This window comes from Klebsiella sp. P1CD1 (genome assembly GCF_003790505.1).
In the GTDB taxonomy this organism is placed as follows: domain Bacteria; phylum Pseudomonadota; class Gammaproteobacteria; order Enterobacterales; family Enterobacteriaceae; genus Klebsiella; species Klebsiella variicola.
On sequence record NZ_CP033631.1, the window covers coordinates 1389979 to 1414444 of the forward strand.

General features: G+C 57.0%; 18 protein-coding genes and 1 pseudogene. 12 read left to right on the plus strand and 7 right to left on the minus strand.

What is annotated here, in order from left to right; genetic code table 11:
* The first annotated feature begins 7 nt into the window (after positions 1-7).
* The 4 genes from bamB (at position 8) to DTA24_RS06980 (ending at position 4243) form a co-directional block, all read left to right on the plus strand.
* Entirely contained in the window at positions 8-1186 is a 1179-nt protein-coding gene (gene bamB / locus DTA24_RS06965; protein WP_008803807.1) for an outer membrane protein assembly factor BamB, read from the plus strand.
* A 113-nt stretch (positions 1187-1299) separates the two neighbouring features.
* Positions 1300-2778 (plus strand): ribosome biogenesis GTPase Der, encoded by a 1479-nt coding sequence (der, locus tag DTA24_RS06970; RefSeq protein ID WP_008803808.1) that lies wholly within the window; start codon positions 1300-1302, stop codon positions 2776-2778.
* A gap of 117 nt (positions 2779-2895) precedes the next feature.
* Entirely contained in the window at positions 2896-3975 is a 1080-nt protein-coding gene (locus tag DTA24_RS06975) for a Gfo/Idh/MocA family oxidoreductase (protein ID WP_123836611.1), read from the plus strand.
* A gap of 49 nt (positions 3976-4024) precedes the next feature.
* Positions 4025-4243 (plus strand): zinc ribbon domain-containing protein, encoded by a 219-nt coding sequence (locus DTA24_RS06980; RefSeq protein ID WP_004201901.1) that lies wholly within the window; start codon positions 4025-4027, stop codon positions 4241-4243.
* Here DTA24_RS06980 and xseA read toward each other — a convergent pair.
* On the minus strand, positions 4227-5618 hold the full coding sequence (gene xseA / locus DTA24_RS06985) for an exodeoxyribonuclease VII large subunit (protein WP_016161631.1): 1392 nt from the start codon (positions 5616-5618) through the stop codon (positions 4227-4229). The genes DTA24_RS06980 and xseA overlap by 17 nt on opposite strands.
* 158 nt (positions 5619-5776) lie before the next feature.
* Here xseA and guaB point away from each other — a divergent pair, with 158 nt between their 5' ends.
* Both guaB and guaA read left to right on the plus strand, forming a co-directional pair.
* Entirely contained in the window at positions 5777-7243 is a 1467-nt protein-coding gene (gene guaB / locus DTA24_RS06990) for an IMP dehydrogenase (protein WP_004151980.1), read from the plus strand.
* 67 nt (positions 7244-7310) lie between these two features.
* Positions 7311-8888, plus strand: a complete 1578-nt coding sequence (guaA, locus tag DTA24_RS06995; protein ID WP_008803811.1) for a glutamine-hydrolyzing GMP synthase — start codon at positions 7311-7313, stop codon at positions 8886-8888.
* A 69-nt stretch (positions 8889-8957) separates the two neighbouring features.
* Here guaA and DTA24_RS07000 read toward each other — a convergent pair whose 3' ends face one another.
* The gene (locus tag DTA24_RS07000) at positions 8958-10247 is read right to left on the minus strand and encodes an MFS transporter (RefSeq protein WP_032733525.1); all 1290 of its coding nucleotides are present in this window, start codon (positions 10245-10247) and stop codon (positions 8958-8960) included.
* 72 nt (positions 10248-10319) lie between these two features.
* Between DTA24_RS07000 and DTA24_RS07005 the strand changes: the two are divergent.
* Positions 10320-11229, plus strand: a pseudogene (locus DTA24_RS07005) (LysR family transcriptional regulator).
* 99 nt (positions 11230-11328) lie between these two features.
* On the opposite strand, the gene DTA24_RS07010 reads toward DTA24_RS07005, so the two are convergent.
* Positions 11329-11502 (minus strand): YfgG family protein, encoded by a 174-nt coding sequence (locus DTA24_RS07010; RefSeq protein WP_012967451.1) that lies wholly within the window; start codon positions 11500-11502, stop codon positions 11329-11331.
* Between the two features lie 370 nt (positions 11503-11872).
* Between DTA24_RS07010 and DTA24_RS07015 the strand changes: the two genes are divergently transcribed.
* On the plus strand, positions 11873-14101 hold the full coding sequence (locus tag DTA24_RS07015; protein ID WP_012967452.1) for an EAL domain-containing protein: 2229 nt from the start codon (positions 11873-11875) through the stop codon (positions 14099-14101).
* A 55-nt stretch (positions 14102-14156) separates the two neighbouring features.
* Here the strand turns inward: DTA24_RS07015 and ppx are convergent, their stop codons facing one another.
* From ppx to purM, 4 genes are all read right to left on the minus strand, one after another.
* On the minus strand, positions 14157-15689 hold the full coding sequence (gene ppx / locus DTA24_RS07020; protein ID WP_008803823.1) for an exopolyphosphatase: 1533 nt from the start codon (positions 15687-15689) through the stop codon (positions 14157-14159).
* A gap of 3 nt (positions 15690-15692) precedes the next feature.
* Positions 15693-17753, minus strand: a complete 2061-nt coding sequence (gene ppk1, locus DTA24_RS07025) for a polyphosphate kinase 1 (protein ID WP_004890441.1) — start codon at positions 17751-17753, stop codon at positions 15693-15695.
* 179 nt (positions 17754-17932) lie between these two features.
* Positions 17933-18574 carry a phosphoribosylglycinamide formyltransferase gene (gene purN, locus DTA24_RS07030; RefSeq protein ID WP_117134694.1) on the minus strand — a complete coding sequence of 214 codons (642 nt, stop codon included), beginning with the start codon at positions 18572-18574 and terminating at the stop codon, positions 17933-17935.
* On the minus strand, positions 18571-19608 hold the full coding sequence (purM, locus tag DTA24_RS07035; protein WP_008803825.1) for a phosphoribosylformylglycinamidine cyclo-ligase: 1038 nt from the start codon (positions 19606-19608) through the stop codon (positions 18571-18573). The genes purN and purM overlap by 4 nt, the downstream gene beginning before the upstream one ends.
* A gap of 263 nt (positions 19609-19871) precedes the next feature.
* On the opposite strand from purM, the gene bglK reads away from it, so the two are divergent.
* The 4 genes from bglK (at position 19872) to uraA (ending at position 24425) form a co-directional block, all read left to right on the plus strand.
* Positions 19872-20765, plus strand: coding sequence for a beta-glucoside kinase BglK (gene bglK, locus DTA24_RS07040; protein ID WP_023323093.1), 894 nt, complete (start codon positions 19872-19874; stop codon positions 20763-20765).
* 9 nt (positions 20766-20774) lie between these two features.
* Positions 20775-22208, plus strand: coding sequence for a 6-phospho-beta-glucosidase (locus tag DTA24_RS07045; RefSeq protein ID WP_023340606.1), 1434 nt, complete (start codon positions 20775-20777; stop codon positions 22206-22208).
* Positions 22209-22425: 217 nt separating this feature from the next.
* Positions 22426-23052, plus strand: a complete 627-nt coding sequence (gene upp / locus DTA24_RS07050; protein ID WP_004201927.1) for a uracil phosphoribosyltransferase — start codon at positions 22426-22428, stop codon at positions 23050-23052.
* Between the two features lie 86 nt (positions 23053-23138).
* On the plus strand, positions 23139-24425 hold the full coding sequence (gene uraA / locus DTA24_RS07055; protein ID WP_012540908.1) for a uracil permease: 1287 nt from the start codon (positions 23139-23141) through the stop codon (positions 24423-24425).
* Positions 24426-24466 lie beyond the last annotated feature (41 nt).

A 24466-nucleotide genomic window follows, 5' to 3' on the forward strand; every position in this document is an offset into this window, starting at 1 on the left:
GGACTCGATGCAATTGCGTAAATTACTTTTGCCAGGGCTGCTTTCCGTTACCTTGCTGAGCGGGTGTTCGCTGTTTAATAGCGAAGAAGATGTGGTGAAAATGTCACCGCTGCCGACGGTAGAAAACCAGTTTACGCCGTCCACGTCCTGGAGCACCTCGGTTGGCGATGGTATCGGCGAATTTTACTCTAACCTTCATCCGGCCTTCGCCGACGGCGTAGTGTATGCTGCTGACCGTAAAGGCACCGTCAAAGCGCTGAACGCGGACGACGGCAAAGAGGTGTGGTCTGTGAACCTGGCGGAGAAAGATGGCTGGTTCTCGCGCGTGCCAGCGCTGCTTTCCGGCGGTGTGACCGTCTCTGGCGGCCATGTTTATATTGGCAGTGAGAAAGCGCAGCTGTATGCGCTGAATACCAGCGATGGTACCGTTGCCTGGCAAACCCGCGTTGCTGGCGAGGCGCTGTCGCGTCCGGTGGTGAGCGATGGCATGGTGCTGGTGCATACCAGTAACGGCCAGCTGCAGGCGTTGAATGAGACCGATGGTGCCGTGAAGTGGACCGTTAACCTCGATATGCCGGCACTCTCCCTGCGCGGCGAGTCTGCGCCTGCGACCGCTTATGGCGCGGCGATCGTCGGCGGCGACAACGGCCGCGTCAGTGCAGTATTGATGCAGCAGGGGCAGATGATTTGGCAGCAGCGTATTTCTACGGCCACCGGCCCGACGGAAATTGACCGCCTGAATGACGTCGACACGACGCCGATCATCGTTAACGGTGTGGTTTATGCGCTGGCTTATAACGGTAACCTGACCGCGCTGGACCTGCGTAGCGGCCAGATTATGTGGAAACGCGAGCTGGGTTCGGTGAATGATTTCATCGTCGATGGTAACCGTATCTACCTGGTTGACCAGAACGATCGCCTGCTGGCACTGACCACCGATGGTGGTGTGACCCTGTGGACGCAAAGCGATCTGCTGCACCGTTTGCTGACCGCGCCGGTGTTGTATAATGGCAATCTGGTCGTCGGTGATAGCGAAGGCTACATGCACTGGGTGAATCCGGAAGATGGCCATTTTGTGGCACAGCAGAAAGTCGATAGTTCCGGCTTCCTGACCGATCCGGTGGTTGCAGATGGTCGACTGCTGATCCAGGCGAAAGACGGTACGCTGTACGCGATTACGCGTTAATTACCGCTGTCGTGAATGATTAAGAAACGGCCCCTGGCAGACAGGGGCCGTTTTGACTTTTTTAAAAACGTCGTTAAGACGATGTTGCTTAGTGATTGTATGAGGCATTTAACATGATACCTGTGGTCGCGCTTGTCGGGCGCCCTAACGTTGGAAAATCCACGCTCTTTAACCGCCTGACGCGCACTCGTGATGCGCTGGTTGCGGATTTCCCGGGGCTGACTCGTGACCGTAAGTACGGTCGGGCCGAAGTCGAAGGCCGCGAATTCATCTGTATCGATACCGGTGGTATTGATGGTACGGAAGAGGGCGTGGAAACCCGGATGGCGGAGCAGTCGCTGTTGGCTATCGAAGAGGCCGATGTGGTGCTGTTTATGGTCGATGCGCGCGCAGGCCTGATGCCGGCGGACATCGCCATCGCTAAACATCTGCGCTCTCGTGAAAAGCCCACCTTCCTGGTGGCCAATAAAACCGACGGCATCGATGTCGACCAGGCGATGGCGGACTTCTGGTCCTTAGGCCTGGGTGATATCTATCCTATCGCTGCTTCGCACGGCCGCGGCGTGACCAGCCTGCTGGAGCAGGCCCTGCTGCCATGGGTGGATGAGATCAGCCCGCAGGAAGAGGTGGATGAAGACGCCGAATACTGGGCAAAATTCGAAGCCGAGCAGAATGGTGAAGCGGAAGAAGAGCCGGAGGACGACTTCAATCCGCAGGATCTGCCGATCAAGCTGGCGATTGTTGGACGCCCTAACGTCGGTAAATCAACCCTCACCAACCGCATCCTCGGTGAAGATCGCGTGGTGGTTTACGATATGCCGGGCACCACCCGCGACAGTATTTACATCCCGATGCAGCGTGACGAGCGTGAATATGTGCTCATCGATACCGCCGGGGTACGTAAGCGCGGGAAAATCACCGACGTCGTGGAAAAGTTCTCGGTGATCAAAACGCTGCAGGCGATTGAAGACGCCAACGTCGTGCTGCTGGTGATCGATGCTCGCGAAGGGATCTCCGATCAGGACCTCTCGCTGCTGGGCTTTATTCTCAACAGCGGTCGTTCGCTGGTGATCGTTGTTAACAAGTGGGATGGCCTGAGTCAGGAAGTGAAGGAGCAGGTGAAGGAGACCCTCGACTATCGTCTGGGCTTTATCGACTTTGCCCGGGTGCACTTCATCTCCGCCCTGCACGGCAGCGGCGTCGGCAACCTGTTTGAATCGGTACGCGAAGCCTATGACAGCGCCACCCGCCGCGTAAGCACCGCGATGCTGACCCGGATCATGAACATGGCGGCGGAAGATCATCAGCCACCGCTGGTGCGTGGCCGTCGCGTGAAGCTGAAATATGCCCACGCCGGGGGCTACAACCCGCCTATCGTGGTAATCCACGGTAACCAGGTGAAGGATCTGCCGGATTCCTACAAGCGCTACCTGATGAACTACTTCCGTAAATCCCTGGACGTGATGGGTACGCCAATCCGGATCCAGTTCAAGGAAGGGGAAAACCCGTTCGCCAACAAGCGCAACACCCTGACGCCGAACCAGATGCGTAAACGTAAGCGCCTGATCAAGCACATCAAGAAAAGCAAATAATCATCAAACCCGCTTCGGCGGGTTTTTTGTGGCCGCCATGCCGGTAAATGTCAAAACCTTCCGCCATAATCCCGCGATACTTCGCGGGGAACAGAGCGGCTCAAAGGTGGACTTACTATGCAGATTGGTTTTATCGGCCTCGGCGCGGTGGTGGAAACCGCTTATTTACCGGCGCTGCGTCGCCTGGGAAACATCATCGACCGCTGCCAGGGCTATGACCTGGACTGCAGCAGAGCGCTGCCGGGGATCCAGCGCTGTAGTTCGCTGTCGGCACTGCTGGCCGAACCTCTGGATACGCTCTTCATTACCACCTCATCACTTCAGCATCTGCCCGTGCTGGAGAGAGCGTTAGCCAGCGGCATTTCCCGCATCGTGGTGGAAAAGCCGATCGTGGCCAACCTTGAGCAGGCCGCCCGGCTGCGGGCGCTGCTGGCGCCGCCTGAGCAGGCCGCGCGGGTGCTGGCTCTTGACCACTGGATGGCGCGAGGCGTTGCGCTGAACGCTCCTGGCCCACGGTGGCGGGCGGAAGGGGAGGCCAGCCGCCAGCCGCCGCCGCACCTGTCAGCGCAGGATATCGTCTGGCTCGAAGGCCATTTACAGGAGCCAAGCGGCTTTAACGCTGCCGGAGAGCCGGTCGCGCTCAATTTTGCCACCGGGGAGCTGGATACCCGGCAGCTGCGTCACCCTGATGGGGTGATCCTTGATATCGGCACCCATGTCCTGGCGATGCTCCGCGAAACCCTGCACGCCAGCGGAAGCGATACGGCGCTGAGCCTTTCCCTTCGGGTGGCGAAAGACCGCCTCGGCCATGGCATTGCCCCTGGGGATACGGTCACCGCAGAGGGGGAGGCGCATCTGCAGGGAACCCTGGGCACTATCCCGCTCAATATCTGGCTAAACAAATACGCGGGCCCCGCAGGCGGGCAAAAGGGAATGCGGATAGGGCTGCGGGACGGGCGAATCCTCATCCTCGACCGCTGCCCTGAGGGCGAAGTGGTGACGCTGCACGACGGCGAGCGGATCCAGCGCTGGACCCGCCCCGGGACGATCTATTCGCACTGCCTCGATGAGCAGATCCTCGGCGCGGATAATCTGTTTATCCGGGCGCCCGACAGCGTGGCCGGGTTGACGCGACGTCGGCTTGAGGAAGTGGAATGGCTGCTTAGGTTGCAGCAGCAATTACGCGGCCCTCATTGAAGCCGGAACATGATAAAATAGGTGCAGATAAACATTGAAAGGAATGGTTATGGAACTTGATTGCCCTCTGTGCCACGCGCCGTTAGATGTCAAAGGCAGCAGCGCGCATTGCGCCCAGTGCGAAAGGGTATTTGCCCTCGAGGCCCGCTGCCCGGAATGCCACCAGCCGCTGGAGGTGCTCAAGGCGTGCGGCGCGGTGGATTACTTTTGCCAGCATGGGCATGGCCTGATCTCGAAAAAACGGGTGGAATTTATTCCGCTGGTTTAGCGGGTGAAGGCTTTCTGGCCCGCGTTTTTTTCACCGGCGCGATCTGCTTCACTTCGCTTTCGATCCAGCCGTCTTTCAGGCGGGTGGTGAGCAGATCGCCGGTTTTGACCTGTTTCGTCTGTTTCAGCACCGTACCGTCGCTCACCGAGGTGACGCTGTAGCCGCGCGCCAGAGTGGCTAAGGGACTCACCGCCTCCAGATGGGTCACCGCGTTGCCAAACCGTTCACGCCGCTCGCTGAGGCGGCCACGCATATTTTCCGCCAGCCGGTATTCCAGCTGCTGGATCCGCGATTGCGCCCGGTGGATCCGTGGCTGCGGGTTGTAGTGATCCAGACGTTGAACGGTGCGCTTTTGCCGCTGTTCGGCGCGCTTAAGCTGCGATTCCACGGCGATACGCATCCGCTGGCGCAGGCGTTCCAGGGCGGTCTGCTGGCGGGCCAGGCGCAGCTGCGGATGCTGTTGCTGCAGGCGATGGAACAGCTGGGTAAAACGGCGCTGGCGACTGGCGAGGAAATAGTCCATCGCCATCTCCAGACGCTGCTGTCCGGACTGCAGCTGGCGCAGCAGCTCCTGCTGATTGCGGCTGACGATCTCCGCGGCGGCTGAGGGAGTCGGTGCTCGCAGGTCGGCAACAAAATCGGCGATCGTGACGTCGGTTTCATGGCCGACGGCGCTAACGATAGGGATCTGGCTGGCGAAAATAGCCCGTGCCACCCGTTCATCGTTAAAACTCCACAGATCCTCCAGCGAACCGCCGCCGCGTCCGACAATCAGTACGTCACACTCCTGGCGCGCGTTGGCCAGCGCGATGGCGCGCACAATCTGCCCGGGGGCGTCGTCACCCTGGACCGCGGTTGGGTAGATGATCACCGGCAGCCCGGGATCGCGGCGCCTGAGAACATGGAGAATATCGTGCAGCGCCGCACCGGTTTTCGAGGTGATGACGCCGACGCAGTGGGCGGGTGAGGGGAGCGCCTGCTTATGTTTTTGCTCGAACAGTCCTTCCGCCGTTAACTGCGCTTTGAGCTGCTCATACTTCTGCTGTAATAACCCTTCGCCGGCGGGCTGCATGCTTTCGACGATAATCTGGTAGTCGCCGCGCGGCTCATACAGGGTGATGTTGGCGCGAACCAGCACCTGCTGCCCGTGCTGTGGGCGAAACGTCACCCGGCGGTTGCTGTTGCGGAACATCGCGCAGCGCACCTGGGCGTTATCGTCTTTTAAGGTGAAGTACCAGTGGCCAGAGGAGGGCTGGCTGAAGTTAGAGATCTCGCCGCTGATCCAAACCTGGCCCATTTCGCGCTCAAGCAGCAGACGCACCGTCTGATTGAGGCGGCTTACGGTAAAAATTGCGGGGGATTGAGAGGGTAACATGTGAGCAAGATCAAACTTTAAATCAGCAGGTTATTCAGTCGATAGTAACGCGCTCAGAGGGGATGGCAAGTATTATTTGCAAAAAAGGGTAGATGCAATCGGTTACGCTCTGTATAATGCCACGGCAATATTTATCCACCCTGGTCGAGATATTGCCCATGCTACGTATCGCTAAAGAAGCCCTGACGTTTGACGACGTCCTCCTCGTTCCCGCTCATTCTACCGTTCTGCCGAATACTGCCGATCTCAGCACTCAGCTGACGAAAACCATTCGTCTGAATATTCCTATGCTCTCCGCAGCCATGGATACCGTAACGGAAGCGCGTCTGGCTATTGCCCTGGCACAGGAAGGCGGCATCGGCTTTATTCACAAAAACATGTCCATCGAGCGCCAGGCGGAAGAAGTTCGTCGCGTGAAGAAACATGAGTCCGGCGTGGTCACCGACCCGCAGACCGTTCTGCCAACCACCACCCTGCGTGAAGTGAAAGAGCTGACCGAGCGTAACGGCTTCGCCGGCTACCCGGTGGTTACCGAAGAGAACGAGCTGGTCGGTATCATCACTGGCCGCGACGTGCGTTTCGTCACCGATTTGAACCAGCCGGTCAGCGTCTATATGACCCCGAAAGAGCGCCTGGTTACCGTACGTGAAGGCGAAAGCCGCGAGGTGGTCTTCGCTAAGATGCATGAAAAACGCGTTGAGAAGGCGCTGGTCGTGGATGAGAGCTTCCACCTGCGCGGCATGATCACCGTTAAAGATTTCCAGAAAGCAGAACGTAAACCGAATGCCTGTAAAGATGAGCAGGGACGTCTGCGCGTAGGCGCGGCGGTCGGCGCTGGTGCCGGCAACGAAGAGCGCGTAGACGCGCTGGTAGCCGCGGGCGTTGACGTTCTGCTGATCGACTCCTCGCACGGTCATTCTGAAGGCGTCCTGCAGCGCATTCGTGAAACCCGCGCGAAATACCCGGACCTGCAGATCATCGGCGGCAACGTGGCCACCGGTGCAGGCGCGCGCGCGCTGGCGGAAGCCGGTTGCAGCGCGGTGAAAGTGGGTATCGGCCCGGGCTCCATCTGTACGACCCGTATCGTCACCGGTGTGGGCGTGCCGCAGATCACCGCCGTTTCCGACGCGGTGGAAGCACTGGAAGGGACCGGTATTCCGGTTATCGCTGACGGCGGTATCCGTTTCTCCGGCGATATCGCCAAAGCCATCGCTGCCGGCGCGGCCGCGGTGATGGTCGGCTCTATGCTGGCGGGTACCGAAGAATCCCCGGGTGAAATCGAACTCTACCAGGGCCGTTCTTACAAATCTTACCGCGGCATGGGCTCTCTTGGCGCGATGTCTAAAGGCTCCTCTGACCGCTACTTCCAGAGCGATAACGCCGCTGACAAACTGGTGCCGGAAGGTATCGAAGGCCGCGTGGCCTATAAAGGTCGCCTGAAAGAAATCATTCACCAGCAGATGGGCGGTCTGCGTTCCTGTATGGGTCTGACCGGCTGTGGTACCATTGACCTGCTGCGTACCAAAGCTGAATTCGTACGCATCAGCGGTGCGGGCATTCAGGAAAGCCACGTTCACGACGTGACCATCACCAAAGAGTCCCCGAACTACCGTCTGGGCTCCTGATTTCTTCGCCCGACCTAGCGTCGGGCGATTTATTTACTCTGTTTCACTTGCCTCGGAATTAGCGTCAATGACGGAAAACATTCATAAACATCGCATTCTCATCCTCGACTTCGGCTCTCAGTATACTCAGCTGGTGGCGCGTCGCGTGCGTGAGCTGGGCGTCTACTGTGAGCTGTGGGCGTGGGATGTCACGGAAGCACAGATCCGCGAATTCAATCCAAGCGGCATCATTCTTTCCGGCGGCCCGGAAAGTACTACCGAAGAGAACAGCCCGCGCGCGCCGCAGTATGTGTTTGAAGCCGGCGTGCCGGTATTTGGCGTCTGCTACGGCATGCAGACCATGGCGATGCAACTGGGCGGCCATGTGGAAGGTTCTAACGAGCGTGAGTTTGGCTACGCGCAGGTTGAAGTGGTTAACGACAGCGCGCTGGTGCGCGGTATCGAAGACTCCCTGACCGCAGACGGTAAACCGCTGCTGGACGTGTGGATGAGCCACGGCGACAAGGTCACCGCCATCCCGTCTGACTTCGTCACCGTCGCCAGCACCGACAACTGCCCGTTCGCCATTATGGCCAACGAAGAAAAACGCTTCTACGGCGTGCAGTTCCACCCGGAAGTGACCCACACCCGTCAGGGGATGCGTATGCTGGAGCGCTTCGTGCGCGACATCTGCCAGTGCGAAGCCCTGTGGACCCCGGCGAAAATCATCGACGACGCCGTCGAGCGTATCCGCCAGCAGGTTGGCGATGACAAAGTGATCCTCGGCCTCTCCGGCGGCGTGGACTCCTCCGTGACCGCGATGCTGCTGCACCGCGCCATCGGCAAAAACCTGACCTGCGTATTCGTGGATAACGGCCTCCTGCGTCTGAATGAAGCGCAGCAGGTGATGGACATGTTTGGCGACCACTTTGGCCTGAACATTGTTCACGTCGAAGGCGAGCAGCGCTTCCTCGACGCGCTGAAAGGCGAGAACGATCCGGAAGCGAAACGTAAAATCATCGGCCGCGTCTTCGTGGAAGTGTTCGACGAAGAAGCGCTGAAGCTGGACGACGTCAAATGGCTGGCGCAGGGTACCATCTACCCTGACGTTATCGAATCTGCCGCTTCCGCTACCGGTAAAGCGCACGTCATCAAATCTCACCACAACGTGGGCGGCCTGCCGAAAGAGATGAAGATGGGGCTGGTTGAGCCGCTGCGTGAGCTGTTCAAAGACGAAGTGCGTAAGATCGGTCTGGAACTGGGCCTGCCGTACGATATGCTCTACCGTCACCCGTTCCCGGGCCCGGGCCTCGGCGTGCGCGTGCTGGGCGAAGTGAAGAAAGAGTACTGCGACCTGCTGCGTCGTGCGGACGCTATCTTCATCGAAGAGCTGCACAAAGCTGACCTGTACAACAAAGTGAGTCAGGCGTTTACCGTATTCCTGCCGGTTCGTTCCGTCGGCGTGATGGGCGATGGGCGTAAATACGACTGGGTCGTTTCCCTGCGTGCAGTGGAAACTATCGACTTTATGACCGCGCACTGGGCGCACCTGCCGTATGATTTCCTCGGCCGCGTCTCTAACCGTATCATCAATGAAGTGAACGGTATCTCCCGCGTGGTGTATGACATCAGCGGTAAGCCGCCAGCAACGATTGAGTGGGAATGATCCCCGTCGTTAGCTGAATGAAACGAAACCCTCTGTTTTTACAGAGGGTTTTTTATTTTAGACATCCCTTCAATCCCGTCGTCCCAGAAGGTTATCTGGCAGGGTGAGGTTTCCCTGTGAATTCCCCGTTTGCGGTTCCGGCAGATGTTCAGCTGGCCCATTTTTTGCCGCCGCCGTGCGGAGCGCGGAAAGTTTACCCGGCTGTACCGTGCCCGCCCCGCGCACCATCGCCAGCGCCAGTCCGGCAACGATCAGCGTTAACCCGGTGGACACCCACATTCCGCCGATAATGCCCAGCCGGTGGTTCAGCCATGCGTAGGCAAAGGGGGAGGCAGCCGCCATCAGTTGCGCGGGGATCAGCAGGATACCGGTGCGGCTGGCATAGCTTTCTGCGCTAAACAGCGCCAGCGGTAGCGTCGCTTTGACAATCGTCACCAGCCCATTAATCGCGCCATACCCCAGCACAAACCCGGCTGCGAACCCGGCATAAGCCGTGCTGCTCAATCCAAGGAGAAAACAGAGCGGCATGGCGAGCGCGGTAAAACGCGTCAGCGTGAGTGGGGTGACCCGGGGACCGGCCAGGACTTCCCCCAGCCGGGCGCCGGTCTGGCCGAATCCCCACAGCATACCGACGGCAACCGGCAGACCAAAGTGGCTGATAAACTCCGGCAGATGGGTGGAGGTGCCGTTAGAGATGAAGGTGATCAGCGCAATGAAGATCGCGTAACGCGCCCCGTTACGCCGGTCGCCCTCTGCTGTCGCTTGCGAGGCTGGTGATTTCGCCGGTGAACTGAGCCGCTGGCGAGGCAGTTGATAACTCAGCCATGCGCTCAGCAGGCCAAACAGCGCATAGATCCGCAAGGCATTCTGCCAGGGCATGATGGTTAATAACGCCTCGCCCAGCGGCCAGAAGAGGGCAGAGGCCAGACCGCCAGCGAGAGTGATATGAGAGATAGTTTTCCGCGCCTGCTGACCGTACAGATTCACCACTGCGGCGAACAGCGCATCATACAGCGAAAGCCGCATGCCGATGCCGGTCAGCAGCCAGGCGCCGTACCAGCCGGCCAGCGAAGGGCGCCAGGCCATCATGGCGCAGCTGGCGGCTATCAGTAAGGTTCCGCTGGTGACCACCAGCCTTCCGCCAAAGCGAGCCAGCAGCCTGGCAACGAACGGAGAAACAGCGGCCATCATCAGCATCGCAAGCGTCAGGCCGAGATAGATCTGCGGTGATGTCCATCCCTTGTCGGCTTCGATGGCGTGGGCAAAGGTGCCGGGCATATAAAAAGAGATCCCCCAGTTGATCAGTTGCTGACCGCCCGCGGTGAAGGCGAGCCGTCGGGGAATAGCGCGTGTTTCCATGGTTTTCATTCCGTTAAGGCAGTTGTCCTGAGCATACCCGGCAGGCTATTGTTCTGGCAGAGCGGCCACCTTATGCGCGGTATAAGAGAAACTTTGTATGACAACACTGAACCTGGGAAACCTGGCGACCTTCCGGCTGGTCGTACAGCGCGGCAGCTTTTCTGCCGCCGCCGACGCGCTGGGGATCTCCCAACCTGCCGTTAGCCTGCAGGTGCGTCAGCTGGAGCAGTTTTTACAGACCCGTTTGCTGGAGCGTACCGGCCGCGGGATCAAGGCGACGGCGGCGGGAATGGCACTGCTGGCCCACAGCGAGCAGATCGATCGGGCGGTGAATAGCGCAATGCAGTCGGTCAGCGCATTCAGTCAGGAAGTTAATGGGGCGGTAACGCTGGGGACCGGCGCGACGGCCTGCATTCATCTTCTCCCGCCGCTGCTGCAGCATCTTCGTCAGCAGCATCCGCTGTTGACGGTGGGGGTGACCACCGGCAACACGCTGGATATCGTCCGGGCGGTGGAGGAAAATCGCCTCGATCTCGGGTTGGTTACCTTGCCCGTACAGGGGCGCAGTCTGGCGGTGACCTCAGTGGTTGACGAGGAGTTCGTGGTTATCCATGCCAGTCACGAGACGGGGACGCTGGCGGATTATACCCCTGCTGAACTGCTGGCGCTGCCGCTCATTGCCTTCGAAGCCGGCAGCGGCACCCGGGATCTGATTGACCGCTGGTTCCGCTCGGCGGGAGTGGCGGTCACGCCGGTGATGCAGTTGGGCAGCATCGAGGCGATTAAACGGATGGTGCGGGCAGGGCTGGGCTACAGCATCGTGCCCCGCATGGCGGTGGAGCAGGAGAAGGATCGCGACGGATTAAGCGTGCACTCGCTGGCGCCGCGGCTATATCGACAGCTGGCGGTAGTCATGCGTCAGGACAAAATTGTGACAAAAGGTATCGCGGAAATGCTGCGCCTGCTGCATGCCGTGCGCTGATAAATCGCCGACGGCAAAATTACCGCATCAAAGACAATACATCAGCAGCGAGCGACTCTGTCTGCGGAGTGTGGCGCTTCCAGTATTAGAATCAAAGGATTACTCGCGAGCGGAGGGCTCGACGGTGAGTGAAGACTCCTGCGACGCTTTTTTATCCTGGTGATGGTACCAGGCGCCGATGGAGGAGTAGACAAAGCGTCCAAAGAAGAAGAGAAAGCTGATAAGCAGTACGATACGGGTCATGCGACGGTTAAATCGATGTCGTTTACGCATACTGGGTGCCTGACTCACAAAAGGTTCCTTGAAGTATACCCGAAGATGGGCGATGGGGGTATTAAGGCACAGGAACGAGGTGGGGTCAATTGATGCAGATGTAAAAGTGCCGCAGTGAAAACATTAATTAATGTTATATAAGATAATCATCGTATTTACATGCTCACTTTATTAGCAATAAAAAGGTAAAAAAATAAGTTTTATTAATGTTAGCGTCAGTATTTGTTGATTTATATCAACAGTCCCATTCTCTTGACCACTAAAATCAGCGAACATTACCGTATCGTTATTACTTATGCGGTCAGCATGGGGTGGTTGGATGCCTGCCTGAATATGCCTCGCAGGAGCAGAGGCTCTCTGTAGAGCACCTATGAATTTATTAAAATATTATCAACAATATCGCGACAAGTGGTGGGCTTTACCGCTTGTTCTGCCCTCGCTGTTATTACCCTTCGCCAGATGGGCGAATACCTACACCATGCTCAATGGCCACATGGTATTCCTTTATTATCTTCCTCTGGCATTAGTACTCAGCCTGATGATGTTTTTCGGTTGGGCGGCGATCCCGGGTATTATTATTGGCCTGCTGCTCACGCTGGCCCGAGGAATGACGCCCGAGCAGGCTATCGGCGTGTTGTTTCATTTTCTCATCCCCTGCGTGCTGTGCTGGGGCGGATATCGCATCTTTGTACCCCGGCGCCAGCAGGTCTCGCACGGTAACGTCAAACTGATGCCGCACCGTCTGTTCTGGCAGATGCTGCTTCCCTCGGTCATTTTTCTTATTCTGTCACAGATCGCTGAGTATCTGGGACTGCATCCACGTACGACGGAGATGACGGGGATTACGCCCTTTAGTTTACGGTCGTTAATCACCTTTCAGGCGTTGATGGTGGGGTGTCTGACGGGCGTGCCGCTGTGTTATTTTCTGCTACGGATAATTCGGAACCCTTTTCATGTTCGCGGATTTATTTCTCAGGTTCGCTTACAAATTGATCCAAAAATAAAAACAATTGAAATCATTTGCTGGGCGGCGATATTAATCCTGCTGCTGGGGCTATTATTGATGCCGCTTAATGATACCAGCACCATATTTAGTACGAATTATACGTTATCATTACTTATGCCGGTCATGCTCTGGGGGGCCATGCGTTTTGGCTATCGTTTTATCTCGCTGATCTGGACGCCGGTACTGATTGCCGTGATCCATTTTCATTACCGTTACTTACCGGTTTATCCAAGCTATAACACCCAACTGGCGATCACCTCGTCAAGCTATCTGGTCTTCTCGTTTATTGTCGCCTACACGGCGATGCTGGCGACACAGCAGCGGCTGATCTACGCTCGCGTCCGGCAGATGGCTTTCCTCGACCCGGTCGTACATATGCCTAATCTGCGGGCGCTGAGTCGGGCGCTCAACGGCGCGAGCTGGTCGACGCTCTGTTTTTTGCGCATTCCTGAGCTGGAACTGCTGGGCCGCCACTACGGCGTATTGTTACGCATTCAGTATAAGCAAATGCTGGCGAACCACCTGAGCGCGTTACTGCAGCCTAACGAAGCGGTGTATCACCTTGCCGGCCATGACTTGGTTTTTCGCCTCAACAGTGAAGGGCATCAGGCGCGTATTCATTTGATCGACCGCTCCCTGCGGCAGTTCCGTTTCTACTGGGACGGGGTTCCCCTCCAGCCGCGGATCGGCATGAGCTATTGCAACGTTCGCTCACCAGTCAAGCATCTGTATTTGCTGCTTGGCGAACTAAACACGATTGCCGACATGTCGCTGGCCAGCGGCCATCCGGAGAATATGCAGCGCCGCGGCGCCGGCCATGTTCAGCAGGATCTGAAAGATAAAGTGGTGATGATGAATCGCATCCTCAAGGCGCTGGAGCAAGACCACTTCGTCCTGATGGCGCAGCCTATCCAGGGCATCCGCGGCGATAACTACCATGAAGTGTTGCTGAGGATGGAAGGGGAGTCGGGCGAACTGACGGGGCCAAACGCGTTCCTGCCGGTGGCGCATGAGTTTGGCCTCTCCTCTCGTGTGGATCAGTGGGTCATTGAGCACACGCTAGCCTTTATGGATACCCACCGGCGGGCACTGCCCGGTCTGCGGCTGGCGATCAATCTCTCTCCGGTCACGTTGAGCCGCAGCCAGTTTCCTCAGGAAGTCGAAGCGCTGCTGCAGACGTACAACATTGAGCCATGGCAGATTATTTTCGAATTGACCGAGAACTATGCGCTCAGTAACCCTGAGCTGGTCTGTCAGACTTTAGAGCATCTGCGGGCGCTGGGCTGCCGGGTGGCGATCGATGATTTTGGTACCGGCTACGCCAGCTACGCCCGGTTAAAAACGATGAACGTCGACATTCTTAAAATCGACGGCAGCTTTATTCGCAATCTGCTTGCCAGCAGTCTCGATTACCAGGTGGTGGATTCTATTTGTCGTCTGGCGCGTATGAAGAACATGCAGGTGGTGGCTGAATATGTCGAGTCGCCGGAGATACGCCAGGCGGTCATCGCGCTGGGGATCGATTATTTGCAGGGCTACGATATCGGCGTACCGGTACCACTGGCGCAGCTGGCGGAAGGGATGACTGCCTGAAGCAGAAAAAAGCCGGGCGCGATGGCCCGGCCTGGGGAATATTCAGGAGCGCCGATCAGGCGTCTGGCTCTTCTTCTGCAATCTTCAGCAGCCATTCCGGCACACCTTCCCAGTACTGCTGCTCTTTTTCCAGATCCAACAGCACCAGCGCATTCTGGCTAAACCAGTTGTGCGGGAAGGTCAGCGTCCAGTGGTGAGCTTCCGTCTGCAGCCGCAGGGTCGGCGGCGTGGTGGTGGCCTGACGCTGGTTATTCAGCAGCACGCCCAGGCGCAGCAGCTGGATCAGCGGCAGAAACTGCTTTTTCCTGAACAGCGTAAAGCGCGGCAGGTCGTCGAGTTTTATCGCTTTGCGATGATAGCGCACCAGGGTGGCCATCAGCATCTGCTGCTCCTGGTTGAAGCCCGGCAGGTCGCTGTTCTGCAGAATGTAGGCCGAGTGGCGATGCATACCGCTATGGTTGATATTCAGCCCTACCTCATGGAGCATCACCGCCCACTTCAACAGCGCCGCAAGGTGCGGATTTGCCAGCTTGGGGTTCTGTTCCTGCCACTGTTCCAGCATATGGGTGGTGGTTTCCAGCACCCGGCGTGCCTGTTCGCGATCGATATTGTACTGATTCGCCAGACTCTGCGCTGTGCGGCTACGAATATCCTGGTGGCGGAAGCGGCCTTCCATTTCGTACAGCACGCCTTCACGCAGGGCGCCATCGGACAGACGAAGTTCTTTAATGGCTAGCGCGTCAAACACGCCGCACAGAATCGCCAGCCCCGGCGCAAAGACCGCTTTACGATCTTCAGAGAGGCCTGGCAGACTGAGCGCGTCGAAGTTTTTATGCTTCAGCAGCTCACTGACCAGCATTTCGAGGCGTTCCGGCGTAATAAACCCGTCCTTCTCACCCATGGCCACCAGCACTTCCTGCGCAGCTTTAATGGTGCCGGAGGCGCCCAGCGCCACGGTCCAGCCCTGAATACGGAACTGCCAGGCAAGGGTTTCCAGTTTTTGTACCGCCGCAAGACGAGCACGCTGGAAATTTTCTTTATTGATTGTCCCGCCAGGGAAGTAGGCTTGCGAGAAGCTCACGCAGCCCATGCGACGGCTTTCCACCAGGCGGGGCTCAAAATCTTCACCGATGACCAGCTCGGTCGAACCGCCGCCGATATCAATCACCAGCTTACGACCGCGCTCCGGCTGCGTATGCTCAACGCCCATAAAAATCAGGCGCGCTTCTTCATTGCCGGAGATGATCTCGATCGGGTAGGGGATCACTTTTTCCGCGCGTTTCAGAAACTCCGCCGCGTTGGTCGCCTGACGCAGCGTATGCGTCCCGACGATGCAGACGCTGGAAGGGGAGAACCCTTGCAGACGTTCAGCAAACAACGACAGGCAGTTCAGCCCGCGGGTCATCGCTTCTTCGCTCAACACCGAGTTTTCATCAAGGCCATCGGCCAGATGCACGCGCTGTTTCAGGCGTCCAATGATCTGCATGGCGCCATCGACGACACGGGCGATCACCATATGAAAACTGTTCGAACCAAGGTCGACCGCAGCGAATTCCTGCGGCCGAGGGGTTATTTCGTTTATTGGCATAGGTTAGTCGGGTTGTTCGAGTGATTTGAGATAATCGTAAATCGCCATCTGTGCACGCACTTTACGGCGATTGCCGCGCGGCACATAGCGATTACTCAGTTCTTTATCAAGATAGCGCGCTTTTACCGTATCGTTGAACAAGATATCAAAAATATCCAGCACTCGCTGTTTCAGACGCGGGTCGAGCAGCGGGGCGGCAACTTCAATACGGTAATCGATGTTACGCGTCATCCAGTCGGCAGAGGAGAGCCAGACCTGTTTATCGCCACCGTTTTCAAAACAGTAGACCCGGTCGTGCTCGAGGAAACGGTCAACGATGCTAATGACGCGGATATTATCGCTGATGCCTTCCAGTCCAGGGATCAGCGAGCACATGCCGCGGATCAACAGATTGACCGGCACGCCGGAGCTGGAGGCGGCGTACAGTCTGTCCACCAGCCCTTTATCCACCAGGTTGTTCAGCTTCAGCGTAATCCCGGAGGGTTGCCCGTTCTGCGCATTGGCGATCTCGCGATCGATCATCTCATACAGCAGACGGCGCGAGTTCTGCGGCGACACCAGCAGGTAATCGAAGCTGACCGGGCGGTAGGGGTTTTCAATAAAGTTAAACACGCGGCGGACTTCATTGGTAATGCGCGCATCGGCGGTTAACAGCGAATAGTCGGTGTAGATCCGCGCGGTCTTCTCGTTAAAGTTACCGGTACCGATATGGGCGTAGCGCACCACCTCATCGCCTTCTTTACGCGAGATAAGGAACAGCTTGGCGTGGATCTTCAGACCCGGCGCGGAGAAGATCACGTGGACCCCCGCTTCCGTCAGGCGTTTCGCCCAGTGAATGTTAGCCTCTTCATCGAAGCGTGCCTGCAGCTCCACCACCACGGTGACTTTTTTACCGTTATGGGCGGCGTGGATCATCGCGTCAATGATGCGCGAATCTTTGGCTACACGGTAGATGTTGATTTTGATCGCCAGTACGCTGGGGTCGAACGAGGCCTGACGCAGCAGCTCCAGCACATGCTCAAAAGTGTGATAGGGATAGTAGAGCAGGACGTCGCGTTCGCGGATGGCGTCGAAGCCGTTGCGGAATTTATCAAACCACAGATGACGCAGGCGCGGCATAGGCTTATTGACCAGATTAGCCTTACCCACATTCGGGAAGCCGATAAAGTCTTTAAAGTTGTGGTAGCGGCCGCCCGGCAGCATCGAGTCGTAATTGGAGATGGAGAGCTTATCGCGCAGCATTTCGACCATCGCGTCCGGCATATCGCGCTGGTAGACGAAGCGAACCGGCTCGGCGGTTAAGCGCTGCTTGAGGCTGGAAGACATCAGCTCCATCAGGCTCGACTCCATCTCATGCACCAGATCGTACTCGGCGTCACGAGTCATTTTCATCGAGTAGGCGTTCAGCGCATCGTAATCAAAGAAGCCTTTAAATATATCATCCAGGCAGTAGCGTAGGATGTTATCCAAGAGGATCATTGGTTTACGGCGGCGAGGCGCTTCCGGCGGCAGGTTTACGAAGCGCGGCACTTTGTCTGACGGAATTTCCAGCAGGGCATAGTTGATGTTTTCCCCGCGGATAATCTCCACCGCCAGATAGGTGTAATCATCTTTCAGGAACTGCACGAGGTCCGTTTCACGGTTAATCAGGATCGGCGAGATATGCTGACGCAAATACTGTTTGAAGTAGTTGCGCAGCCAGGCCTGCTGATTGACGGACAGCTGGCGCTCGTTGATGAGGAAGATCTGGTTGCGCGCCATCTCCAGCAGCAGTTCGTTATACAGACTATCGAATTCCTGATCGGCCTTCAGAACGCGGGCCTGGATTTTGCCTAACAGGTGGCGAGAATGGGCGGTACTGCCTTGTTCTTCACTGATAATAATCCGGCGCTTAAGCTCAGCGAAGCGCACTTTGTAAAACTCATCAAGGTTGTTGGAGTAGATCCCTAAGAAGCGCATGCGCTCAATCAGCGGGTTACTTTTGTCCGCCGCTTCCTGCAGCACGCGTTCGTTAAAAGACAACCAGCTGAGTTCTTTTTCGATGTATAGCTTTTCCTGGCCCATTACCGCTCACACTCCGTTTTACTCACAGGACGTAGACTATTATGACGAATTTTTCTGCATAGCGATTTACTGTGTCACAACAATATGACAGTAAGAAGAAATATTTCTGTGAGATGATTGATTAATAAACAATTTTAATTAAAAAAAAGCCCCGCGACAGGAAAAGGCGGGGCTGTTGTTCATTCTTCAGCGGCATAGCCCTGGGGCGGAAGTTGTCGTTCATCCAGCCAGGCGTGGTTGCCTGCCATGCGCAGACGCCCATCGACGAACCAGCTGATGACCAGCGGATAAATGGCATGTTCCTGGGCCTGAACCCGCGCCGTCACCTCATCTTCGCTGTCGCCAACGAAGACCGGCACCTTGGCCTGCAGGATAACCGGACCGCCGTCCAGCTCATCAGTGACGAAGTGCACCGAGGTCCCATGTTCCTCATCACCGTTTTCCAGCACCTGACGATGAGTATGCAGGCCAGGATACTTCGGCAGTAACGAGGGATGGATGTTCAGCAGACGTCCCTGATAATGGCTAACGAACGCCGGGCTCAGGATACGCATATAGCCCGCCAGCACTACCAAATCCGGGGCGTAGGCGTCGATTTCATGCATCAGCTGACGATCGAATGCTTCCCGGTCGGCAAACTGACTTTGCGCCAGCGCGTGGGCCGGGATGCCGGCCGCGCGCGCGCGTTCAAGGCCGAACGCATCAGCCTTGTTACTGAATACCGCCCGCAGGGTGCCGTTTATCTGTTTCCGGCCGCAGGCGTCGATGATTGCCTGCAAATTGCTGCCGCTACCGGAAATCAGCACCACGATGTTTTTCATGCAATGACCACACGCTGTTCGGAATCGGAAGCTTTGATATACCCGATTTTCCACGCGTTTTCACCTTTCTCGTTCAGCAGGGCAATGGCCTTGTCTGCTTCTGCAGCCGGCAGGGCGATAACCATCCCCACGCCGCAGTTAAAGGTACGGTACATTTCATGTTGGCTGACGTTACCGGCGGTTTGCAGCCAGTTGAAGACGGACGGCCACTGCCAGGAGGACTCATCAATGATCGCCTGGGTGTTATCCGGCAGCACGCGCGGAATATTTTCCCAGAAACCGCCGCCGGTCAGGTGGGCGATAGCGTGGACGTCAACGCTGGCGATCAGATCGAGCACCGATTTCACATAGATGCGGGTTGGCGCCAGCAGATGGTCGGCCAGCGGTTTGCCGTCAAGGTCGGTGGTCTGCGGGTCAACGCCGCTAACCTCAATGATCTTACGCACCAGTGAATAGCCGTTAGAGTGCGGGCCGCTGGACGCCAGCGCCACCAGCACGTCGCCATCGGCCACTTTGCTGCCGTCGATGATTTCTGATTTTTCCACCACCCCGACGCAGAAACCCGCTACGTCGTAATCTTCACCGTGATACATCCCCGGCATTTCTGCGGTTTCACCGCCCACCAGCGCGCAACCGGACTGCAGGCAGCCTTCGGCGATGCCGTTAATGACGCTGGCCGCGGTATCGACGTCCAGTTTACCGGTCGCGTAATAATCCAGGAAAAACAGCGGCTCAGCACCCTGAACCACCAGGTCGTTCACGCACATGGCGACCAGGTCGATGCCGATGGTGTCGTGACGCTTCAGATCCATTGCCAGACGCAGCTTGGTACCGACGCCGTCGGTGCCGGAGACCAGTACCGGCTCGCGGTATTTCTGCGGCAGTGCGCACAGCGCGCCGAATCCGCCCAGTCCCCCCATCACTTCCGGGCGACGGGTTTTCTTCACCACGCCCTTAATACGGTCGACGAGAGCGTTGCCTGCATCAATATCCACGCCGGCATCTTTATAGCTGAGAGAGGTTTTGTCGGTCACTGCGAAGTCTCCACGCGTTTGCGGTAAGCAAGAAAAATCGGCGCAATTCTAACAGGGAAAGCAAACGTTTGCGAGCGTGCTTTACAGTCGGCGTGAAACAGCGGATAGATGGTCAAATTTGATACTGCTCACGAAAATGAAACCGGGTACAGTCTTGTGCTTGCCTCAGCCTTAAGGAATCCTCATCATAAGACTGAAACCGGTTTCTGTGTTGGTTTGCCACGCATTTTGCCAGTGATTGACGCTGGTCAGGAGAGGGATGAATGAAAATTGCGGCATTTGATATCGGTGGCACCGCATTAAAGATGGGCGTGATGACCCGCGATGGCAGGCTACTGGAAAGCGCGAAGCAGTCGATCAATGACAGCGATGGCGATCATATCTTACAGGCAATGCTGTCATGGCTGGCGGCCCATCCGTCGTGTGAAGGGGTCGCCATCAGCGCGCCAGGCTATGTTGATCCGCACAGCGGCTTTATCACCATGGGCGGTGCTATTCGTCGATTTGATAACTTCGCCATGAAAGCATGGCTTGAAGCCCGGACCGGACTGCCGGTCTCAGTTGAAAATGATGCCAACTGTGTGCTGCTGGCAGAGCGCTGGCAGGGCAAAGCGGCGGAAATGGCCAATTTTCTGGTACTCACCATTGGCACCGGCATTGGTGGCGCGATTTATTGCCATCATCAGTTGGTTCACGGGGCGCGTTTTCGCGCCGGTGAGTTCGGCTACATGCTCACTGACCGTCCCGGCGGGCGCGATCCTCGTCGCTATTCGATGAATGAGAACTGCACCCTGCGAGTGCTACGCCATCGCTATGCGGAACATATCGCTGCGCCGCTGGAGAGCGTGACAGGCGAAATGATTTTTGACCGCTATGACGCTGGCGACCCGGTTTGCCAGCGTCTGGTCGCCGAGTTCTTCAATGGCCTGGGCCATGGCCTTTATAACCTCGTTAATATCTTCGATCCGCAGACCATTTTTATCGGCGGCGGCATTGTGGAACGTCGCGGATTTCTGGCGCTGCTGCGCCAGCATCTGGCCTGGTTTGGCATTGCCGACTATCTCGATACCGTCAGTCACGGCAACGATGCCGGCCTGATTGGCGCGGTTTACCATTTCAATCAGCACTATCGTTCGCCTGGCGACGATCGACATTAGGGAGAGACTATGTCCGGATTTAAAGCAGGTTTTCTGTGGGGCGGCGCGGTCGCCGCGCATCAGTTAGAGGGCGGCTGGCAGGAGGGCGGCAAGGGGATCAGCGTGGCGGATGTGATGACCGCCGGCGCCCACGGCGTGCCGCGTGAAATTACCGACGGCGTGGTGGCGGGGAAAAACTACCCGAACCATGAGGCGATCGATTTTTATCATCGTTATCCGGAGGACCTGGCGCTGTTTGCCGAGATGGGCTTCAAATGTTTTCGTACCTCGATTGCCTGGACGCGTATTTTCCCGCAGGGCGATGAGCTGGAGCCCAACGAGGCTGGCCTGCAGTTTTACGATGATCTGTTCGACGAATGCCTGAAGCACGGCATTGAGCCCGTGATTACGCTGTCGCATTTTGAAATGCCTTATCACCTGGTCACCGAGTATGGCGGCTGGCGCAACCGGAAGCTGATCGACTTTTTCGTGCGCTTTGCCAGGGTCGTCTTCACCCGCTATCAACATAAAGTGAAGTACTGGATGACCTTTAACGAGATCAACAACCAGGCCAACTTCCATGAGGACTTTGCCCCCTTCACCAACTCCGGTTTGAAATATTTGCCGGATGAAGACCGGGAACCGGTGATGTACCAGGCCGCGCACTATGAGCTGGTGGCCAGCGCCCTGGCGGTGAAAGCGGCGCGCGAGATCAACCCTGCACTGCAGATTGGCTGCATGATCGCTATGTGTCCGATCTATCCGCTGACCTGCGCGCCAGACGATATGATGATGGCGATGAACGCCATGCACCGCCGTTACTGGTTTACCGACGTTCATGTGCGCGGCCGCTATCCGCAGCATCTGCTCAACTATTTTGCCCGCCGCGGCTTTACCCTGGATATCACCGAAGCCGATCGTCAGGCGTTAACTGAGGGCTGTGTCGACTACATTGGCTTTAGCTACTATATGTCGTTCGCCACCAAAGCCACCGAAGATAACCCCTTGCTCGACTATGATGAAACCACCAGCCTGGTCTCCAACCCGTATGTGAAAAAGTCGGACTGGGGCTGGCAGATTGACCCGGTTGGCCTGCGCTATTCGCTGAACTGGTTCTGGGATCACTACCAGTTGCCGCTGTTTATTGTCGAAAACGGTTTTGGCGCGATCGATGTCCGTGAAGCGGACGGCAGCGTCAATGACCAGTATCGTATCGATTATCTCTCCGCCCATATCGCGGAGATGAAAAAGGCGGTGGTCGAGGATGGCGTTGATCTGATGGGCTACACCCCGTGGGGCTGTATCGATCTGGTTTCCGCCGGCACAGGGGAAATGAAAAAACGCTACGGCTTCATTTATGTTGATAAAGATAATGAAGGCAATGGCTCGCTGGCTCGCAGCCGGAAAAAGTCTTTTGCCTGGTATCAACAGGTGATTGCCAGCAACGGGGAGAACCTGTCGTAGTCGGGTGGCGCTAACGCTTAACCGACCTACAATACACGTAGGCCCGCGTAAGCGTATGGACTGCACCCCGCACCCAAGCCGGAGCCTTGCCTCCGGTTTTTTTGTCTCTAAATCACTTTGCTTGATATACGTCAAGCAAGATGGGTATGGCACAATCCGCAAAAAGCGGTATAATCCCGCGATTTTTTTTGTGGCCGCCCCTCAGAGGAGAAAGAGAATGAAGATTGTGGAAGTCAAACACCCACTCGTCAAACACAAGCTGGGCCTGATGCGCGAGCACGACATCAGCACCAAACGCTTCCGTGAACTCGCCTCAGAAGTGGGCAGCTTACTGACTTATGAAGCCACCGCCGATCTGGCGACCGAGAAAGTGACCATCGAAGGCTGGAATGGCCCGGTGGAAGTTGAGCAGATCAAGGGCAAGAAAATTACCGTTGTGCCTATCCTCCGCGCAGGCCTTGGCATGATGGAAGGGGTGCTGGAGCACGTCCCCAGCGCGCGTATCAGCGTGGTGGGTATCTATCGTAATGAAGAGACTCTCGAGCCGGTACCTTACTTCCAGAAGCTGGTGTCCAACATTGATGAGCGTATGGCGCTGGTGGTTGACCCGATGCTGGCCACCGGTGGGTCGATGATCGCCACTATCGATCTGCTGAAAAACGCTGGCTGCACCAGCATCAAGGTGCTGGTACTGGTGGCGGCGCCGGAAGGGATTGCCGCGCTGGAGAAAGCGCACCCGGACGTTGAGCTGTACACCGCCTCTGTCGATAAGGGGTTGAATGAACACGGGTATATCATTCCCGGTCTCGGCGATGCCGGCGACAAGATCTTTGGTACGAAATAATCGAATAACGATAAATAAGCCGACTTTGAAAGTCGGCTTTTTTTTGAATAAAACACACATAACTAACCATCTCAGAGGAAAACACTATGACGCGCCGTGCTATCGGGGTGAGTGAAAGACCACCGCTTTTACAGACTATCCCGCTTAGTTTGCAGCACCTGTTTGCTATGTTTGGCGCAACGGTGCTGGTGCCAATCCTGTTCCACATCAACCCGGCCACCGTCCTGCTGTTCAACGGTATTGGTACGCTGTTGTACCTCTTTATCTGTAAAGGCAAAATCCCGGCGTATCTGGGATCGAGTTTCGCCTTTATTTCTCCAGTACTGCTGCTGTTGCCGCTGGGCTACGAAGTGGCGCTGGGTGGTTTTATTATGTGCGGCGTGCTGTTCTGCCTCGTCTCCTTTATTGTCAAAAAAGCCGGTACCGGCTGGCTGGATGTGATGTTCCCGCCGGCGGCGATGGGCGCCATCGTGGCGGTTATCGGCCTCGAACTGGCGGGTGTGGCGGCTAATATGGCCGGGCTGCTGCCAGCCGACGGTCAAGCCCCCGACAGTAAAACCATTATTATTTCGATGGTAACGCTGGCGGTGACGGTATTTGGTTCTGTGCTGTTCCGCGGCTTCCTGGCGATTATTCCAATCCTGATTGGCGTGCTGGTGGGCTATGCGTTGTCGTTTGTGATGGGCGTGGTCGATACCACCCCGATCGCCGAGGCGCACTGGTTCGCGCTGCCGACCTTCTACACGCCGCGCTTTGAGTGGTTTGCTATCTTCACCATTCTGCCCGCCGCGCTGGTGGTGATTGCTGAGCACGTCGGGCACCTGGTGGTGACCGCCAATATCGTTAAGCGCGATCTGATCCGCGACCCGGGTCTGCATCGTTCGATGTTTGCCAACGGCCTGTCGACGATCATCTCCGGCTTCTTTGGTTCGACGCCCAACACCACCTACGGTGAAAATATCGGCGTGATGGCGATTACCCGGGTTTACAGTACCTGGGTTATTGGCGGCGCGGCGATCATTGCGATTCTGCTCTCCTGCGTCGGCAAACTGGCGGCGGCTATCCAAATCATTCCGGTACCGGTGATGGGGGGCGTTTCGCTGCTGCTGTACGGGGTGATCGGCGCCTCGGGGATCCGCGTACTGATTGAATCGAAGGTGGATTACAGTAAAGCGCAGAATCTGATCCTCACCTCCGTGATCCTGATCATCGGCGTCAGCGGCGCTAAAGTACACATTGGCGCCGCCGAGCTGAAAGGGATGGCGCTGGCGACCATCGTGGGCATCGCGCTGAGCCTGATTTTCAAGCTTATCAGCGTCCTGCGTCCGGAAGAGGTGGTCCTCGACGCGGCGGATAGCGAAGAGGTTAAATAACGATCTCCTGACCGGGCGGCGATCCCGCCCGGTTCTCTCCT

Coding starts and splice junctions, on each gene's coding strand:
- DTA24_RS07015 (WP_012967452.1), top strand. CDS start 11,873: ATGAATTTATTAAAATATTATCAACAATATCGCGACAAGTGGTGGGCT.
- uraA (WP_012540908.1), top strand. CDS start 23,139: ATGACGCGCCGTGCTATCGGGGTGAGTGAAAGACCACCGCTTTTACAG.
- DTA24_RS07000 (WP_032733525.1), bottom strand. CDS start 10,247: ATGGAAACACGCGCTATTCCCCGACGGCTCGCCTTCACCGCGGGCGGT.
- DTA24_RS06980 (WP_004201901.1), top strand. CDS start 4,025: ATGGAACTTGATTGCCCTCTGTGCCACGCGCCGTTAGATGTCAAAGGC.
- purN (WP_117134694.1), bottom strand. CDS start 18,574: ATGAAAAACATCGTGGTGCTGATTTCCGGTAGCGGCAGCAATTTGCAG.
- bamB (WP_008803807.1), top strand. CDS start 8: ATGCAATTGCGTAAATTACTTTTGCCAGGGCTGCTTTCCGTTACCTTG.
- upp (WP_004201927.1), top strand. CDS start 22,426: ATGAAGATTGTGGAAGTCAAACACCCACTCGTCAAACACAAGCTGGGC.
- bglK (WP_023323093.1), top strand. CDS start 19,872: ATGAAAATTGCGGCATTTGATATCGGTGGCACCGCATTAAAGATGGGC.
- guaB (WP_004151980.1), top strand. CDS start 5,777: ATGCTACGTATCGCTAAAGAAGCCCTGACGTTTGACGACGTCCTCCTC.
- DTA24_RS07045 (WP_023340606.1), top strand. CDS start 20,775: ATGTCCGGATTTAAAGCAGGTTTTCTGTGGGGCGGCGCGGTCGCCGCG.
- ppx (WP_008803823.1), bottom strand. CDS start 15,689: ATGCCAATAAACGAAATAACCCCTCGGCCGCAGGAATTCGCTGCGGTC.
- DTA24_RS06975 (WP_123836611.1), top strand. CDS start 2,896: ATGCAGATTGGTTTTATCGGCCTCGGCGCGGTGGTGGAAACCGCTTAT.
- ppk1 (WP_004890441.1), bottom strand. CDS start 17,753: ATGGGCCAGGAAAAGCTATACATCGAAAAAGAACTCAGCTGGTTGTCT.
- guaA (WP_008803811.1), top strand. CDS start 7,311: ATGACGGAAAACATTCATAAACATCGCATTCTCATCCTCGACTTCGGC.
- xseA (WP_016161631.1), bottom strand. CDS start 5,618: ATGTTACCCTCTCAATCCCCCGCAATTTTTACCGTAAGCCGCCTCAAT.
- der (WP_008803808.1), top strand. CDS start 1,300: ATGATACCTGTGGTCGCGCTTGTCGGGCGCCCTAACGTTGGAAAATCC.
- DTA24_RS07010 (WP_012967451.1), bottom strand. CDS start 11,502: ATGCGTAAACGACATCGATTTAACCGTCGCATGACCCGTATCGTACTG.